The sequence below is a fragment of the Mesorhizobium temperatum genome (assembly GCF_002284575.1).
Classification (GTDB): domain Bacteria; phylum Pseudomonadota; class Alphaproteobacteria; order Rhizobiales; family Rhizobiaceae; genus Mesorhizobium; species Mesorhizobium temperatum.
On the sequence record NZ_NPKJ01000068.1, the window covers coordinates 437,236 to 454,147 of the forward strand.

A 16,912-nucleotide genomic window follows, 5' to 3' on the forward strand; every position below is an offset into this window, starting at 1 on the left:
ATTCCAACGGGCGTTTTTATAAACGTGACTGGACACCGGGGAAACGGTGCGGCGCCGCCTTTGTTCGGCTGGGCTTGCAATTCCACGGCGAAAGCGCCAACTTTGGTTGGCGTAAGATTCATTCGAAGGGATCGAGGCATGACTGATCACGGCAGCGGGACGGAGGATGGGGACGCATCCGCAATACTGATCCCGCTGCATGAGGCAAGACGCGAACGCCTCGACCAGCCGGTGCGGTTCGACCGGCGTGAATTGGACCAGATCCTGAGGCTTTACGGGCGCATGGTCGCCGCCAATGAATGGCGCGACTACGCCATCGACCATCTTGCCGACCGCGCCGTCTTTTCCGTCTTCCGTCGCACCAGCGAGGTGCCGCTGTTCCAGATCGTCAAGGATCCGAAGCTGGCGCGCCGGCAAGGCGCATTCGCCGTCATTGCCGCCGGCGGCCGTATTCTCAAGCGCGGCCAGGAACTTGGCCGCGTGCTCGGCGTCTTCGACCGCACGCTGAAACTGGTCGAGGCCTAACCACTTATTGCTGCTGGCGGAATCTCCGTTCCGGCAACGAGTTGGGATCGGGCGGAACCAGAGCTCCGTCATTGATCGGCAGTTGCATGAACACCGTGTCGAGCCAGCGTCCGTGCTTGTAGCCAGAGCCTTCCAGGCGGCCCGAATGACGAAAGCCGAGCTTTTCATGCAGCCGCACCGAGGCACTGTCCGGCCGACCGTCGCCGATTACCGCGATGATCTGGCGGAAGCCCGCCGCCTTGGCCGCCTCGATCAGCCCTTGCATCAGCTTGAGCCCGATGCCATGGCCCTTGGCCTCGGGCGCGACATAAACAGAGTCCTCGACGACAAAGCGGTACGCAGGCCGCGCTCGGAAGGGACCGGCATAGGCATAGCCGAGCACGATGCCGTCTTTTTCCGCCACCAGATAGGGAAAGCCGCCCGCTATCAAACTGTCGAAGCGTTGGCCCATCTCGGCGCGATCAGGTGGTTCCAGCTCGTAGCTCGCCGTGCCATGGGTCACCGCGTCGGCATAGATATCCGTGATCCGATCGAGATCGGCCGAAGTCGCGGCGCGTATTGTGATGCTGCTCATAATTTATGCACGTCAATCATCTGCCGGCCATTTCATCAAAGACCGGGGCAGAAGAAAAGGGCGGCCGTTGGGCCGCCCTTTCCAAACTCGCTGGTCCAGGGACTTGCCTTAAACCATGATCCCGAAAACTGGGAACCGGTTTTCGGAAAAGATCATGGTCAAACAAAAAGATAGAGCTCCATCCCGACTTTATCGGGATGAATCAGGCTCTAGCGGCGGTCGCCCATGAACTGCAGCAGGAACATGAACAGGTTGATGAAGTCGAGATAGAGCCTCAGAGCGCCCATGATCGCCTTGCGGCCGGCGACATCAGTCTCGTCGCCCTCGAAATACATCTCCTTGATGTTCTGCGTATCGTAGGCGGTGAGACCCGCGAAGATCAGCACGCCGATCGCCGAAACGGCGAAGGAAAGCGCCGACGACTGCAGGAAGATGTTGATCACCATCGCGATGATCAGACCAACCAGGCCCATGACCAGGAACGAACCGAACGCGGAAAGGTCGCGCTTGGTCGTGTAGCCGTAGAGCGACAGTCCGCCAAAGGCGGCGGCGGTGGCGAAGAAGGTCTGCGAGATACTGGCGGTGGTGTAGACCAGGAAGATCGACGACAGAGACAGGCCGACGAGGCCGGCATAGACCCAGAACGTCGTCTGCGCGGCCGAAACGCTCATCGACTGGACACGGAACGACAGGAACATCACCGCTGCCAGCGGGGCAAAGATCACCAGCCATTTCAGCGGCGAACCAAAGATCGCGTAGCCGAAGGAGGTCAGCATGTCGCCATTCGGCAGCGTGGCGACCGCCGAAGCCGGGTCGGTGGTGGTGGCCAGCATGATCGTGCCGACCGCGGCGAGGCCGGTGATGAGGAGGCCAAGCCCCATCAGATTGTAGACCTTGATCATATAGGCGCGCAGGCCCTGGTCGATAGCAGCATCGACGCCGGCGCCGGGCACGGCACGCGTCTGATAATTGCGAACGGGTTCAGCCATGGAAATCCTCATATTGCTTCTGCCCCGTCCGGTGGCAGGTCCATTCGGACCGAGGCGCCGCTGGCGGGGCTCCAGCATGCCTGCGGCGAAATATGATGGTTATTGGCGTCAAGAACAAGACCGTAACCGAGCGTAATGCTTCGTGAAGGCACGAAAATCCGGATTTATCGGCCTTCCGAAGCCCAACATTAACAAGATTTAACCGAATCCTGGTCGCGTTGAGCCTGCAGATGCCTGCAGATCAGAGATTGCGCAGCACCGGCGCCGCCTTGTGGCCCAGCACCCGCCAGGTGCCGGCGAGGCCAATGCCGACCGTGACCACCAGCGCAAAGGCGATGGTTGCCACTGCCACATCAGGCATGAAATGCGATGGCAGCGTCATGACGCGGGCGACAACGAACCACGCGGCAACCCCGCCTGCCGCCAGCGCGAAGATCGCGGTGGCGAGGCCGATCAGCATGTATTCCAGCGAAAAGGCCGCGATCAGCGTCTTCCTGGTGGCGCCCAGCGTCTTCAGCACCACTGCATCGTGGATGCGGGCGCGGTTGCCGGCGGCCAGCGCGCCGGCCAGCACCAGCACCGAGGCAATCAGCGCCACGCCGGCCGCAGCCCTGATCGCGGTGCCGAGTTGCGCCACCAGCCGGTTGACGATGTCGAGCGCGTCCTTGACCCTGACCGTCGTCACCGCCGGAAAGGCACGGGTGACGGCGTTGAGAAGACGGGCATCGTCGGCCGGCGACGCGCCCTTGTCGTTCAGTGTCGCCAGCCAGCTATGCGGCGCGCCGGCAAACGTGCTGGGCGAGAACACCATGACGAAATTGATGCCCATCGTCTCCCATTCGACCTGGCGGAAATTGGCGATCTTCGCCGTCACGTTGCGGCCAAGCACGTTGACGGTGATGGTGTCGCCAAGCTTCAGCCCGATCTCTGCGCCTTCCTCGGCCGAAAACGACACCAGCGGCTCGCCGGCATAGTTGTCCGGCCACCAGGTGCCTTCGGTCAGCGTCGCATTCGCGGGAATACTGGCCTCGTAGGTCAGCCCGCGATCGCCGCGCAGCACCCAGGCCCCTTCCGGCGCAACCCTAGCCTTGTCGACGTCGACGCCGTTCAGCGCCATCACCCGGCCGCGCAGCATCGGCACCTTGACCAGCGTGCCCTTCGGCGCTTGCCTGCCGACCAGCGCTGAGAACGCGTCGACGTCGCTGCTCTGGATATCGACGAAGAAGAAGTTCGGCGCCTGTTCCGGCAGGCTGCCGGAAATCTGCCGCCTGAGATTGCCGTCGATCAGCGCCAGCGTCACCAGAAGCGTCAATCCCAGCCCCAGCGACAGCACCACCGACGGCGTCAAGGCACCTGGCCGATGGATGTTGCCGATGGCGAGCCTGAGCACCGTCGAGCCAACGCGCGGGCTCTTTTTGGCGGCCCACTGCACCAGCGCGCCAACGATGCGCAGCACCAGGAAAGCAAAAATGGTGGCGCCGACGAAGATCGAGGCGATATAGCGGTCGCCGGAAAACAGAATGGCCAGCGCCGCCAGGAGCAACGCGATGCCGAGCGCCGCCGCCGTGTAGAGCGGGCGCGGAAAACCGCGGCCCTCAAAACCCATTTCGCGAAACAGCGCCGTCGCCGGCACGTCGCGCGCACGGCCGAGCGGCAGCAAGGCGAAAGCCAGCGTCACCAGCAGCCCGAACAGCGCCGCCATGCCGAGTGCGCCGGGATAGAACCCACCTTCCGCCGGCACCGGAATGACCGACTGGAGTACCGCGCTCGCCGCAAACGGCATCAGCGCGCCAAGCCCAAGGCCGACCGTGATGCCGAGCGCGGCGATCATCAGTATCTGCACCAGATAGACGGTAAAGACGAAACCGCCCGAAGCGCCTAGGCTCTTGAAGGTGGCGATGACGCCGCGCTTGCCGTCGAGATAGGCGCGCACCGCATTGGCGACGCCGACGCCGCCGACCACCAGCGCCGTCAGCCCAACCAGCGTCAGGAACTGCGAAAACCGTTCGATGTTGGAGGACAACGCCGGTGCTGCGTTGCTGCGCGTGCGGATCGACCAGCCGGACTCGGGAAAATCCTCCGCCGCCTGATCCTGAATGGCTTTTATGCGCGCCTCGCCGGTGCCGCCGGGCAGGCGGACCTTGTAGGCGTTCTCGACCAGGCTGCCGGGCTGGATCAAACCGGAAGCGGCAAGCCCGTCCGTCGAGATCATCAGCCGCGGCGCAAAGCCGAAGCCGTCGGATACCGCGTCCGGCTCGTTGACGAGCCTGGCGCGCAGTTCGAAGGTGGCGCTGCCCAGCTTCAGCCGGTCACCGATCCCAAGGTTCAGCCGCTCGAACAAGAGGTCGGGTGCGGCGGCGCCAAAAACACCGGATTTTTCGCCGAACAGTTCCTGCTTCGACAGCACCGGCTCGGTCTCCAGCGCACCATAGAGCGGATAGGCTCCATCGACCGCCTTGGCCTCGACCAGCGCCTGATCGGAACCGTCCTCGAGCCGCGCCATCGAACGCATGTTGGCGCTGTGCGAGACCGTGCCCAGCCCGTCAAGAAAGACGCGCTCGGCTTGTGTCGCGGCGCGCTGATTGAGCTGGAAACGAAGATCGCCGCCGAGCAGCGACTGGCCTTCGTTGGCGACACCGGCGGTAATCGCCCGGGCCACCGAATTGACGCCACCGATCGCCGCGACGCCAAGCGCGATGCAGGCAAGGAAGATCAGGAAGCCGGACAGCCCGCCGCGCATCTCGCGCAGCGAAAAGCGGAAGGCGAGTGAAAAGGTGCGCGCCCAAGTGGCCGCTTCATCCGGCCGCGGAGCCTGTCCTCTGGCTTGCCGAAGGCAAGACCCGTGGGCGTCCACCTTCTTCCCGAGCTGAGAAGAGGTCGCCAACGCCGGCGCCAGCCTCTTCTCCCCGCCGGGGAGAAGGTGGCCCGAAGGGCCGGATGAGGGGATCTTGTCAGCCATTGCGCTACGCCGTCACTTTAAGCAATGGGGCGTCCTCGATCCGGCCCGACCGCATCGATACCTGCCGGGAGCAGCGTGCGGCAAGCGCCGGATCGTGGGTGACCAGCACCAGCGTCATGCCGCGCTCGGCCGCCTTGGCGAACAGAAGATCGGCGACCTGCCGTCCCGTGGTCTGGTCGAGATTGCCGGTCGGCTCGTCGGCGATCAGGATGCGCGGCGACGGCGCCAGCGCCCGGGCGATCGCCACACGCTGCTGTTCGCCGCCGGACAATTCGCCGGGATAGTGGGTGATGCGGTCACTCAAGCCCACCGCCTCCAGCTCCCGCGCCGCCACCCCGAACGGATCGGTATGGCCGGCAAGTTCCAGCGGCACTGCGACATTTTCGAGCGCCGTCATATTGGGAATGAGGTGGAAGGACTGGAAGACGATGCCAATGTTTCGTCCCCGAAACGATGCAATCCGATCTTCGCTCTTGCCGTTCAGCAATTCGCCGGCAATTCGTACCGTACCCGAATCGACCCTTTCCAAGCCGGCCAACACCATGAGCAGCGTCGACTTTCCCGAGCCCGACGGCCCGACGATGCCGGTCGCCTCGCCATCAGCCACATCGAGGCTGACACTTTTCAGCACATGAACGGAAGACGCTCCTTCGCCGAGCGTCAGCGATACGTCTTTCAGCGCGATGACGGCTTCTGTCAAAATAAAATCGTCCTATATGGGAGAGGGGAGGCTGGAATTCTGCCTGCCGCCAACAAAATGTCATTCGTCATATGGGGCCTGCCGCATGGCTTTCAAACACACACTTGCCGCAGCCTTCATCCTTTTCCTCGGATTTTGCGGCGCCATTTCGTCGGCGCGCGCCGAGCCCTTCAAGATCGTCGGTTTTGGCGACAGCCTGATGGCGGGCTTTGGCCTCGGACCAGATGAGGGCTTCACCCAAAAACTTGAGGCAGCACTTCGCGCCAAGGGCCACGATGTGACCGTCGCCAATGCCGGTGTCTCCGGTGATACGTCGAGTGGCGGCCTGTCGCGGCTCGACTGGTCGGTGCCGGACGGCACTCAGCTCGTCATCCTCGAGCTCGGCGCCAACGACATGCTGCGCGGCGTTTCTCCCGCCATCACGCAAAAGAATCTGGACGCCATGCTGGCGAAGCTGAAGCAGCGCAAGATCGCCGTGCTGCTGGCCGGCATGCGCGCCGCACCCAATCTCGGCGCCGACTATCAGAACGGCTTTGACGCGATCTTTCCGAAACTGGCGGAAAAATACGGTGTTCCGCTCTATCCGTTCTTTCTCGACGGCGTCGCCGGCGAGCCCGCCTTGCAGCTCGACGGTCTGCACCCGAATGCGCAAGGCGTCGAGCTTATGGTCGAGCGCATTCTGCCGGATGTCGAAAAGGCCATTGCCGTGGTTAAGGGCAACTCTTGAAGGACTGGATGAGGCTAAGCGTTGCGCAGGGCGGTTTGAATTTAGGCGGGCCTGCGACCAACAAACCACTTGCCCCGCTCGATTATCGATGATTCGCTAGCGACAAGAGTTCGATTCGAGGACAGGAGGCTTGCCATGCCGCGTCTTTTCACCGCCCTCGAAATACCGCGTGACGCCGCCCTTTCGCTGTCCCTGCTCCGGGGCGGCCTGCCCGGGGCCCGCTGGATCGACGTCGAGAACTACCATTTGACGCTGCGCTTCATCGGCGATGTCGAGGGCCATGTCGCCGACGAGATCGCCAACGCGCTCGACCGTGTCCACCGCCCATCCTTCCCGCTGACGCTGTCCGGCGTCGGCGCCTTCGGCCAGAAGAAACCGCATGCGGTGTGGGCCGGCGTCTCCGCCTCGCCCGACCTTTCGTCACTGCAAGCCGAGATCGAGCGCATCTGCCAGCGGCTCGGCATCCCCGCTGATCCGCGCAAGTTCATGCCGCATGTGACCCTGGCCCGCTTACGCAATTCGAGCCCGCTCGATGTCGCCCAGTATCTTTCGGCACGCGGCAATTTTTCGACGCTGCCCTTCCGCGTCAGCCGCTTCGTCCTGATGTCGTCGCGCGATTCGGTCGGCGGCGGACCCTACATCGTCGAGGAGGCCTGGCCGCTGTCGGGCGCCGACAGCCGTGCCTCGAGCCGCGTCGCCAGCGCCTCCGACGCTTCGCGGATCATGCGGTAGACCGAGACAAACGCCTCCGGCCCCTCGTGATAGGGGTCCGGCACGTCGCTCATCCTTCCCTCCGCGAACTCCAGGAACAGATGGACACGGTCGCGCATGGCGGCAGGCACCAGCGCTTTCAGATCCCGGAGATTCGATCGGTCCATGGCGAGAATGAGTTCGAAACGCGAAAAATCGTCCGGCGTCAGCTTGCGCGCCCGCTGTCTGGAAATATCGATGCCGTGCCGCTCTGCGATCGACATCGAGCGCGGGTCGGGCGCCGAACCGGCTTCCCAGTCGCTGGTTCCGGCCGAATCAAGCAGGATATCCCGATCGAGACCGCGCTCCGCCAGGACGGCGCGCAACACGCCCTCCGCCAATGGCGACCGGCAGATATTGCCGAGACAGACGAAAAGAATGGATTTTATCGGCTTTGCGCTCATCGATCCGGCACTATGCTGAAGACTGCGAATCCAGATAGCACGGGAAACGGCTATGACGAGAGAGAAACTGAGCAAGGAGGCGGTCGCCGAGGCGCTGGCCGGGCTCGACGGCTGGTCGCTGGCCAGGGACGGCGGCTCGATCGCTCGCACCTTCACCTTCAGGAATTTTTCCGAAGCCTTCGCCTTCATGACCCGTGTCGCCCTGGCGGCGGAGAAGATGGACCATCACCCTGACTGGTCGAATGTCTACAAGACCGTGAACGTGACGCTGAACACCCATGATGCCGGCGGCCTGACGGCGCTCGATTTCGAACTGGCCAAGAGGATGGACCGCTATTTCGGCGGTTGAACTCGCTGGTTTCCTTCGACGTTCGCTGCCGGTCCTTTCCAAGCTGTCAGAATCGCTGCGTCGAGACAGCGGCATCTTGTAGTGGGGCACTGCTTTCACCACATTTTCCGCTGGCAGGCGCGCGTGGAACGACATGCGTAGCCTCGTTAGGAGAGACTGATGGCGCAAAAATCAGGTTTTGATTTCTTCGGCTTGAGCGGCAAGCCGGGCGAGGAGAGCGAAGTGCGCGAGAAATTCTGGCGCACGGCCAAGAGGGCTGCCCGGCAGATCCCGTTCATGGAAGAGCTGGTCGCCGCCTACTACTGCGCCATGGACAAGAACACACCACTGCGCGCCAAGGGCATCCTGGTGGCGGCGCTCGGCTATTTCGTGCTGCCGACGGACGTCATCCCCGACTTCGTCTTCGGACTGGGCTTTACCGACGACATCGCGGTGCTGACCGCCGCGATCACCACCGTCAAAGCCCACATCACATCAGCGCATCGGCTCGCCGCCAAGCAGGCGATTGCCGACAACAGCTGAGCCGGCGATAAGGCAGAAAAGTCAAACTCTTGCCGCTTTCGTGGCCTCCAAGTCGCGAAAGGGACGTTGCAACTGCCGCTTTTAGAGCGACGGACGCAAGGATGGCGGCGGTTTCCTGGGGTGGATGTCCTTTTCCCAAGGGAAATTCACCGTTTGGTAACCCAGATTAAATCAAAATGAAGCGACGGGCAGGACGCCGAGCCGGCCTGCCTCCGCACCATATATGGGAAAAGCGATGCGCGGATTGATTGCTACAATTTCGAGCCTGGCACTGGTGGCCATGACAGCGCCGGCTCTGGCGCAGTCGGCGACCAAGATCGGCCAGCACAATGCCTGGGGCACCTACAGCTACCAGGCGTCGGGCGGCAAGGTTTGCTATGTGTTGACCGTGCCGACCGACAAGCAGCCGCCGACGCTTGACCATGGCGATATGTTCTTCTTCGTCAGCCAGCGGCCGGGACAGCAGGTCTCCTACGAGCCGCAATTCATCGCCGGCTACAATTTCCAGGAAAACTCCAAGGCCACCGTCACCATCGACGGCAAGAGCTTTTCGATGTTCACCCGCGGCAAGTCGGCCTGGGTCGAGAACGCCGCCGAGGAGCCGGTTCTGATCGCCGCGATGAAAACCGGCAGCGACATGAAGGTGCAGGCGAAGTCCGGCCGCGGCAACACCACCACCTATGTCTTTTCGCTGAAAGGCATTTCGGCGGCGCTGTCGTCCATCGCCAAGTGCAAATAGGCGAAGCGGAGTTTGAGTAAGGGCCGGGCCGTGCCTGGCGCGGCTCTCCCTTCTCCCCTTGTGGGAGAAGGTGGCCTCGCCCACGGGTCTTGCCTCCGGCAAGCCCGAGGACAGGCTCCGCGAGGCCAACGCCTCATTTCTTCCAACACCGCTCTTCCGTCTCGGCGCTGCGCGCCGATCCACCTTCTCCCACAAGGGGAGAAGGTAAAGATCGCCCCTGCATGACTCCGCCGTCAACCTGTGCTATGCGCCGCGCTTCATTTCCAGCACGATGCTGTAATCGGCCGCAAATCGCTTATATTGGCGCAACAATGACCCTTTCATTCGACCTCACCGCCGAAGGCGCCCGTGACGCGTTGCGCGCCCGCGCCACGCCGGCCGAAAAACCGTCGCTGATCGGCCTGACCCGGGCCGAGCTTGGCGCTGCCCTGGTTGCATCAGGCATCGTGCCGGAGCGCCAGGCCAAGATGCGCGCCCAGCAGCTCTGGCACTGGATGTATGTGCGCGGCGTCTCCGACTTTGCCGGCATGTTCAACATCTCCAAGGATCTGCGCGCCGAGCTCGACAAGCATTTCACCGTCGCCAGGCCCGAGATCGTCGAGGAGCAGATTTCCTCCGACGGCACGCGCAAATGGCTGTTTCGTTTTCCGCCGCGCGGCGCCGGCCGGCCGGTCGAGATCGAGACCGTCTACATTCCCGAAGAGGGCCGCGGCACGCTCTGCATCTCGTCGCAGGTCGGCTGCACGCTGACCTGCTCCTTCTGCCACACCGGCACGCAGAAGCTGGTGCGCAATCTCACCGCCGAGGAAATTCTCGCCCAGCTTTTGACCGCCCGCGACCGGCTCGGCGATTTCCCCGACCGCGACACACCCGATGGCGCCATCGTGCCGGCCGAGGGCCGGAAAGTGTCCAACGTCGTCATGATGGGCATGGGCGAACCGCTCTACAACTTCGAGGCGGTGAAGAAGGCGCTGCTGATCGCGTCGGACGGCGATGGACTTTCCCTGTCGAAAAGACGCATCACGCTGTCGACTTCCGGCGTCGTGCCGGAAATCTTCCGCACCGGCGAGGAGATCGGCGTCATGCTGGCTATCTCGCTGCACGCCACCAATGACGATTTGCGCGACCTTTTAGTGCCGATCAACAAGAAATATCCGTTGAAAGAGCTGATCGCCGCCTGCCGCGCCTATCCCGGCCTGTCGAATGCCCGGCGTATCACCTTCGAATATGTGATGCTGAAGGACGTCAACGATTCGATCGAGGACGCCAAGGGGCTTATCAAGCTGCTCAAGGGCATTCCAGCCAAGATCAATCTGATCCCGTTCAATCCGTGGCCGGGCACCAACTACCAGTGCTCGGACTGGGAGACGATCGAGAAATTCGCCGACTACATCAACAATGCCGGCTATGCCTCGCCGATCCGCACGCCGCGCGGCCGCGACATCCTCGCGGCCTGCGGCCAGCTCAAGTCGGACTCCGAGCGCATGCGCAAGGTCGACCGGCTGGCGCTGGAAGCAATGATGATCGCGGGGCACGGCGAGGCGTGACCCGCCTTGTCGCCTATCTCATTCGCTTCGCCGTCATCCTGATCGGCTATGGCATTGCCTCGCTGGCGGCCAGCGCCTTCCTCAATATCATGTTTCTGGCGTCGTTGGGCTACACGCCGGAGCACGCGCACCCTACGGCGACTGCTTCGCTGTATTTTTCTATCCCTTTCGTTGCGCTGTTCGTCGCCTATTTTGCCTTCATGCCGGCAGCCATCGCCATCCTCGTCTCGGAAATCCTCGGACGGCGCGACTGGCTGTTCTATGCGCTGGCGGGCGCTGTGGTCGCGGCGGTCTTCCTCGGCTTCGTCTACCAGACCGCCGATGCCAATTTCGAGATCACCGATCCGCGCGTCGTCGCTGCCGTGATCGGCTGCGGCATGGTCGGCGGCATTTTCTACTGGCTGGGCGCCGGGCGCTCGGCCGGAAGCTGGCGCCAAGCCGGAAGGTCCGCGCCTACTTCGCCTGGGCGGTCAGGATCTTGAGCGCGAAGGCCGAAAACACCCCGGCGAACAGATAGTCGACGACGCGCGTCACACGCGGGCTGGTCTTCATCGCCGCCGAGAATTTTTCTGCTGCAAAAACCATCGGCGCTGTTACCGGGATCGACAAAACGACGAACATCGCGCCGAGGAAGAACAGCTTTCCGGGCGCGTTCGGATCATGCGCGGAGACGAACTGCGGCAGGAAGGTCATGAAGAACAGGATGATCTTCGGGTTGAGCAGATTGACACCGAGCCCCGCCGCCCAGGCGCGGAACAGCGAAATCTCAGGCCCGGTCTTCTTCTCCGGTGAAAACGCCGACCCCCTGGTGATCGCCTGCCAGGCCAGGAAAACGAGATAGCCGGCGCCGAAAATCTTCAAGGCCAGGAAGGACATCGGCGAGGCGACGATCAGCGCCGAGATGCCGACCACGACCAGCGTGGTGTGGACCAGCGTGCCGCACAGTGCGCCCGCCATCGAGGCAAAGCCGGTGGCGCGGCCATGGCTCAGCGTGCGCGACACGAACAGCGTCATATCAGGCCCGGGTGTGATCGCCAGGATCACGGTGGCGATGGCGAACTGGATCAGCGTTGTGGTATCGGGAATGAAGGACATGGGCGGGCCCTGGATAAACAGGTGGAGCCTATAGCGCAGGCGCCAAGCCGGCGCCAGCTTCTCGCTAGCAAAGCGTCTGATCCAGCCGGGTCGAAAGTTCGATGTCGGCGCCGTTGGTAGTTGGCGAAGGCCGCAGCGACATCCGATCTCCCGCTTGCGGGGAGATCGGCAGCTTCACCGACGGCCTGAACTCCGTTCGCCTCTTGCGCAGCCCGGAAAGCCCGTGATACCTCGCCCGGCGAGAACCCTTGTCGCGGAACCGCCAATATGTCCCCCAGCATGTCAAAAGCAAAAGCCGTCAAGAAGGTCGTGCTCGCCTATTCCGGTGGCCTCGACACTTCCATCATCCTGAAATGGCTGCAGACCGAGCTTGGCGCCGAGGTGGTCACCTTCACCGCCGATCTCGGCCAGGGCGGCGAGCTGGAGCCGGCCCGGCGCAAGGCCGAGATGATGGGCATCAAGGACATCCGCATCATGGATGTGCGCGAGGAGTTCGTTTCCGACTTCGTCTTTCCGATGTTCCGCGCCAATGCCGTATATGAAGGCACCTATTTGCTCGGCACCTCGATCGCGCGACCGCTGATCTCCAAGCACCTGGTCGAGATCGCCAGGGAGACCGGCGCCGATGCGATTGCGCATGGTGCGACCGGCAAGGGCAACGACCAGGTCCGTTTCGAGCTCTCGGCCTATGCGCTCAACCCCGACATCAAGGTCATCGCGCCATGGCGCGACTGGTCGTTCAAGTCGCGCACCGACCTGATCAACTTCGCCGAGCAGCATCAGATTCCGGTGCCGAAGGACAAGAAGGGCGATGCGCCGTTTTCGGTCGACGCCAACCTGCTGCATTCGTCTTCCGAAGGCAAAGTGCTGGAAGACCCGTGGAGCGAGCCGCCGGAATTCGTCCACCAGCGCACCATCTCGCCGATGGACGCGCCGGACAAGGTCACCGAGATCGAGATCGAATTCCTGAAAGGCGATCCGATCGCTCTCGACGGCAAAAAACTGTCGCCGGCGACGATGCTGGCGGCGCTCAACGATCTCGGCCGCGACAACGGCATCGGCCGGCTCGACCTTGTCGAGAACCGTTTCGTCGGCATGAAATCGCGCGGCGTCTACGAGACCCCCGGCGGCACCATCCTGATATCCGCCCACCGGGCGATCGAATCGATCACGCTCGATCGTGGCGCCGCCCACCTCAAGGACGAGTTCATGCCGCGCTATGCCGAGCTGATCTACAACGGCTTCTGGTTCGCGCCCGAGCGCCTGATGCTGCAGGCGATGATCGACAAGAGCCAGGAAGATGTCGAAGGCACGGTGCGGCTGAAGCTCTACAAGGGCAACGTCATCGTCACCGGCCGCAAGTCGAAGAAGACGCTCTATTCCGACGCGCTGGTCACCTTTGAGGACGATCGTGGCGCCTACGATCAGAAAGACGCCGAAGGCTTCATCCGCCTCAACGCGCTAAGGTTGCGGACGCTGGCGGCGCGTAGTCGAAAAAGCTAGCCAGTTTCTCTGTACAGAGGGATTTGGCTCTTTGACTGAGTCAGAAAGGACTAAGGCGGTCGTTGGCGGCCGCCTACCCCCAGCCGCCAATCTCCAGCGTCTGCGATTAGCCACAGGCCACCACGCCTTCGTCATCCTAGGGCGGAGCGACGCGAAGCGGAGCGCAGACCCTGGGATCCATTCCGTGACATCAGCGAAGAATGCAGCGGCTCAGAACGGTGCCTGTATCCGCAACGGCGCCAATGGAACATCGAACTGATCGAGAAGACCAATCCAGAATGGGTCGAGCTTTTTTCGCGGAACGGGGTGGTAGCGTTCGGTCCGCAGGAGCACTGCCGCCAGGCAATCCCAGGGTCTGCGCCGCGTCGCTGCGCTCCTTGCTCCGCCCTGGGATGACGAAGGATGTTTCGGCCAATCTCGAAGGTCCTTGCGACCTGCCACTGAATTCGCCGCCGAAAACTATCGAGTTGGCTGCCGGTCGGCTTTCCGGGACGGAGACCACTGCGTTGGCCGATGCCTGTTCCGCTGGCCTTTCGGGTGGGCCTTGCGGAGGAGTTCGAGCCTCGCTCGACGTCGCTGCGCAGATCGAATGCAGGGCCGGCCTATAACGGTTTTGCACTGTCGATCCACCCCGCCTGGCCCATGGCGGGAAGGCACTTCTTCAGCTCAATATCGCCTTAGGAATATGCGAGGGAACCATGCGAAAACTGATCTCCACCGGCTCGCCCTTCGAGAAGACCGCCGGTTATTCGCGTGCCGTGGTACAGGGCGACTGGTGTTTCGTATCCGGAACGACCGGCTACGACTATGCGACCATGTCGATGCCGGAGACGGTCGAGGCGCAGGCGCGCAATTGCCTGGCGACGATCGCCAAGGCGCTGCAGGATGGCGGCTTTGAGATGGCCGATGTGGTGCGGGCGCATTACTACATCACCGACGCGGCTTTCGTCGACATCGTCTTTCCGATCCTCGGCGAGGCCTTTGGTGACATCAAGCCGGCGGCGACGATGATCGTCTGTCAGCTCAACAAGCCGGAAATGAAGATCGAGATCGAAGTGACGGCACTCAAGCGCACGTCCTGAGTTCGACGGCGGTGCAGAAGCTTGCGCGCCTTGTCGAGGCGCGAGGATCGACAAAGATGCTCTGAACCAAAAGCTTGCGCGTGAGCCACTTGGCGTTTAGCAAGGCCGCGGCTCTCGACAGCGCCGCGCGTCCTTTTGGACGCGCAAAGGACGCCGTCGAATTATAGTTCTGCGCATGATCCTTTCCGAAATCGATTCCGATTTCATGCGCCACAGTTTAGGACGGTTCCGGATGGCTTCGAAAAATCTTCTCCTGCTCGCCGGCGACGGCATCGGCCCCGAGGCGATGGCCGAGGTGAAGAAGCTGATCGCCGCCATGAACGTCAAGCTCGACAGCGGTTTTATCACCGATGAGGGGCTGGTCGGCGGCTGCGCCTATGACGCGCATGGCGCGGCGATTTCCGATGCCGACATGGCCAAGGCGATGGCCGCTGACGCGGTGCTGTTCGGCGCCGTCGGCGGGCCGAAATGGGATGCGGTGCCGTATGAGGTGCGCCCGGAGGCCGGACTGCTGCGGCTGCGCAAGGACATGGAGCTGTTCGCCAATCTCAGGCCCGCCATTTGCTATCCGGCGCTGGCGGCGTCGTCCTCGCTCAAGCAGGAGGTGGTCGAAGGGCTCGACATTCTGATCGTGCGCGAACTCACCGGCGGCGTTTATTTCGGCGAGCCCAAGCAGATCATCGATCTCGGCAATGGCCAGAAGCGCGGGATCGACACGCAGGTCTACGACACGTTCGAGATCGAGCGCATCTCGGGCGTCGCCTTCGAATTGGCGCGGACACGCAAGAACCACGTCACCTCGATGGAAAAACGCAATGTGATGAAGTCGGGCGTGCTGTGGAACGAAGTCGTCACGCAGACGCACAAAGCCAGATATGCCGACGTCAAGCTCGATCACATGCTGGCCGATGCCGGCGGCATGCAGCTGGTGCGCTGGCCGAAACAATTCGACGTCATCGTCACCGACAATCTGTTCGGCGACATGCTGTCCGACATCGCCGCCATGCTGACCGGCTCGATCGGCATGCTGCCGTCGGCGTCGCTCGGCGCGCCGGATGCCAGGACGAAAAAGCGCAAGGCGCTCTATGAGCCGGTGCACGGTTCGGCGCCGGATATCGCCGGCAAGGGCATCGCCAACCCGATCGCCATGATCGCCTCCTTCGCCATGTGCATGCGCTATTCCTTCGGCATGGTGGCCGAGGCCGACCGCCTGGAAAGCGCCATCGCCGCCGTGCTCGACCTGGGCTTGCGCACCAGGGATATTCTTTCCCCTGGGATGACCGAGGTCGGCACCGCTGAGATGGGCGACGCGATCATCGCCAGGTTCCTGGGCTGAGCCTGTGGCGGTCGACGTCCGCCCGCCTTCCAGCCCCACAAGATCACTGTGTCGAGCAGCTAGGCCCTGACGCCCGCCGGCACCGGACCCCACTGGTTTTCACGGGCCTGCGTTGGGATCAGCGCGAAGACCAGGATGATCAGCCAGCCGATGGTTGGGATGAGCACCGCCAGAAAAAGCCAGCCGGTCAGGCCGATGTCGTGCAAGCGACGCACGTTCAGTCCGATCCATGACGGGATCGTCGCCAGCACAAACGTACCGCAAAGACCGACCGTCACTGCCGGCAATTCGTCAATATTGCCCATGGCGTCGTCGATGAAGAGGCCAATGCCTAAGACCACAATCAGCGCGATCGTCCAGAACAGGCAAAAGCCCCAATATTCCTTGCGGCGGGCACGACCGGCGAAGTTGAAGTAATTTTCAGTCAGGCCCCGCCAGAAATAATCCCACAATCCGGTAGCCGCGGCGGGACGACTTTCAGCGGACCGGCCGAAATGTTGCGGCGCCCCGGGCGCATTGCCGGCCTGAGTCGGGGCGGCGGTTGCGGCAGGCGGACTGGCAGCCTGGGCACGGATCGAAAAAACGTCGCGTGCCCGTCCGCCGGCCGGCTGGAACTCGATAACCGTGCCCCTGGCCATCGACGCCTCTCGGCGCAGATCCTCGCGCGCGAACGTGTAGCGGTTGCCGTCGGCTCCGGTGATGAAACCGAAGCCGTGGTCCTCGTCATAGTGAAGCACTTCGCCGCGCATGTCCTGCCCCTCGCCCCGCTGGCCAGACTGTTCAAAGTTGCGGCAGACCGCAAGGGGTGCGTGCGCGGAAATGGGGGAGCATCGCTTCAGACAAAAGATAGCGCCCCACTCGTGTTGGAGACGACCAATCGTCGAAGTCTGCGCCACCCCTCATCGCCCTGCCGGGCACTTCTCCCCGTATAGTGACGGGGAGAAGTGCGCTGTCATCGCCGGTCTCGCCAATCGCGGGCGTCGCGGAAAGAACGCCGAGGCTGCGGCCAGCGGGCTTCTCCCCGTTTACGGGGAGAAGGTGCCGGCAGGCGGATGAGGGGCGGCGCAGACCTGAATCGATTGCCTTGCCGAAAGACAGCCCCTTGCAGACC

The 16,912-nt window shown here is 62.8% G+C and carries 18 protein-coding genes; 11 read left to right on the top strand and 7 right to left on the bottom strand.

Annotation, left to right across the window (positions count from 1 at the left end; genetic code table 11):
* The first annotated feature begins 138 nt into the window (after positions 1-138).
* Positions 139-525: a DUF2794 domain-containing protein gene (locus CIT26_RS28550; RefSeq protein WP_023803338.1), complete on the top strand. Its 387-nt coding sequence runs from the start codon at positions 139-141 to the stop codon at positions 523-525.
* A 4-nt stretch (positions 526-529) separates the two neighbouring features.
* Here CIT26_RS28550 and CIT26_RS28555 read toward each other — a convergent pair whose 3' ends face one another.
* From CIT26_RS28555 to CIT26_RS28570, 4 genes are all read right to left on the bottom strand, one after another.
* Positions 530-1,099, bottom strand: coding sequence for a GNAT family N-acetyltransferase (locus tag CIT26_RS28555; RefSeq protein ID WP_095495635.1), 570 nt, complete (start codon positions 1,097-1,099; stop codon positions 530-532).
* Positions 1,100-1,308: 209 nt separating this feature from the next.
* Complete coding sequence (locus tag CIT26_RS28560) at positions 1,309-2,088, bottom strand: Bax inhibitor-1/YccA family protein (protein WP_095495795.1); 780 nt, start codon at positions 2,086-2,088, stop codon at positions 1,309-1,311.
* 241 nt (positions 2,089-2,329) lie between these two features.
* Positions 2,330-4,828: an ABC transporter permease gene (locus tag CIT26_RS28565; protein ID WP_245319600.1), complete on the bottom strand. Its 2,499-nt coding sequence runs from the start codon at positions 4,826-4,828 to the stop codon at positions 2,330-2,332.
* Positions 4,829-5,051: 223 nt separating this feature from the next.
* Positions 5,052-5,747 (bottom strand): ABC transporter ATP-binding protein, encoded by a 696-nt coding sequence (locus CIT26_RS28570; protein ID WP_095495637.1) that lies wholly within the window; start codon positions 5,745-5,747, stop codon positions 5,052-5,054.
* An 85-nt stretch (positions 5,748-5,832) separates the two neighbouring features.
* Between CIT26_RS28570 and CIT26_RS28575 the strand changes: the two genes are divergently transcribed.
* Both CIT26_RS28575 and thpR read left to right on the top strand, forming a co-directional pair.
* Positions 5,833-6,474: an arylesterase gene (locus tag CIT26_RS28575; protein WP_095495638.1), complete on the top strand. Its 642-nt coding sequence runs from the start codon at positions 5,833-5,835 to the stop codon at positions 6,472-6,474.
* A 135-nt stretch (positions 6,475-6,609) separates the two neighbouring features.
* Entirely contained in the window at positions 6,610-7,206 is a 597-nt protein-coding gene (thpR, locus tag CIT26_RS28580) for an RNA 2',3'-cyclic phosphodiesterase (RefSeq protein WP_095495639.1), read from the top strand.
* Here thpR and CIT26_RS28585 read toward each other — a convergent pair.
* Positions 7,110-7,628 carry a low molecular weight protein-tyrosine-phosphatase gene (locus tag CIT26_RS28585; RefSeq protein ID WP_095495640.1) on the bottom strand — a complete coding sequence of 173 codons (519 nt, stop codon included), beginning with the start codon at positions 7,626-7,628 and terminating at the stop codon, positions 7,110-7,112. The genes thpR and CIT26_RS28585 overlap by 97 nt on opposite strands.
* Positions 7,629-7,680: 52 nt before the next feature.
* Between CIT26_RS28585 and CIT26_RS28590 the strand changes: the two genes are divergently transcribed.
* The 5 genes from CIT26_RS28590 to CIT26_RS28610 all read left to right on the top strand — a co-directional run bounded on the left by CIT26_RS28590 (position 7,681) and on the right by CIT26_RS28610 (position 11,267).
* Positions 7,681-7,977, top strand: coding sequence for a 4a-hydroxytetrahydrobiopterin dehydratase (locus CIT26_RS28590; RefSeq protein ID WP_095495641.1), 297 nt, complete (start codon positions 7,681-7,683; stop codon positions 7,975-7,977).
* Positions 7,978-8,136: 159 nt separating this feature from the next.
* Positions 8,137-8,499: a YkvA family protein gene (locus CIT26_RS28595; RefSeq protein WP_095495642.1), complete on the top strand. Its 363-nt coding sequence runs from the start codon at positions 8,137-8,139 to the stop codon at positions 8,497-8,499.
* 235 nt (positions 8,500-8,734) lie between these two features.
* Positions 8,735-9,238: an invasion associated locus B family protein gene (locus tag CIT26_RS28600; protein WP_023803328.1), complete on the top strand. Its 504-nt coding sequence runs from the start codon at positions 8,735-8,737 to the stop codon at positions 9,236-9,238.
* A gap of 311 nt (positions 9,239-9,549) precedes the next feature.
* On the top strand, positions 9,550-10,785 hold the full coding sequence (rlmN, locus tag CIT26_RS28605) for a dual-specificity RNA methyltransferase RlmN (RefSeq protein ID WP_095495643.1): 1,236 nt from the start codon (positions 9,550-9,552) through the stop codon (positions 10,783-10,785).
* On the top strand, positions 10,782-11,267 hold the full coding sequence (locus CIT26_RS28610; RefSeq protein WP_095495644.1) for a hypothetical protein: 486 nt from the start codon (positions 10,782-10,784) through the stop codon (positions 11,265-11,267). The genes rlmN and CIT26_RS28610 overlap by 4 nt, the downstream gene beginning before the upstream one ends.
* Here the strand turns inward: CIT26_RS28610 and CIT26_RS28615 are convergent.
* Positions 11,239-11,880 carry a LysE family translocator gene (locus CIT26_RS28615; protein ID WP_095495645.1) on the bottom strand — a complete coding sequence of 214 codons (642 nt, stop codon included), beginning with the start codon at positions 11,878-11,880 and terminating at the stop codon, positions 11,239-11,241. The genes CIT26_RS28610 and CIT26_RS28615 overlap by 29 nt on opposite strands.
* Positions 11,881-12,159: 279 nt before the next feature.
* Between CIT26_RS28615 and CIT26_RS28620 the strand changes: the two genes are divergently transcribed.
* The 3 genes from CIT26_RS28620 (at position 12,160) to leuB (ending at position 15,801) form a co-directional block, all read left to right on the top strand.
* Positions 12,160-13,383: an argininosuccinate synthase gene (locus tag CIT26_RS28620; RefSeq protein WP_095495646.1), complete on the top strand. Its 1,224-nt coding sequence runs from the start codon at positions 12,160-12,162 to the stop codon at positions 13,381-13,383.
* Between the two features lie 698 nt (positions 13,384-14,081).
* Positions 14,082-14,465 (top strand): RidA family protein, encoded by a 384-nt coding sequence (locus CIT26_RS28625; RefSeq protein WP_095495647.1) that lies wholly within the window; start codon positions 14,082-14,084, stop codon positions 14,463-14,465.
* Between the two features lie 232 nt (positions 14,466-14,697).
* A complete protein-coding gene (gene leuB, locus CIT26_RS28635; protein ID WP_095495649.1) occupies positions 14,698-15,801 on the top strand; it encodes a 3-isopropylmalate dehydrogenase in 1,104 nt (367 codons plus the stop codon).
* A 59-nt stretch (positions 15,802-15,860) separates the two neighbouring features.
* On the opposite strand, the gene CIT26_RS28640 is transcribed toward leuB, so the two are convergent.
* Positions 15,861-16,550, bottom strand: coding sequence for a DUF805 domain-containing protein (locus CIT26_RS28640; RefSeq protein ID WP_095495650.1), 690 nt, complete (start codon positions 16,548-16,550; stop codon positions 15,861-15,863).
* Between the last annotated feature and the right edge of the window lie 362 nt (positions 16,551-16,912).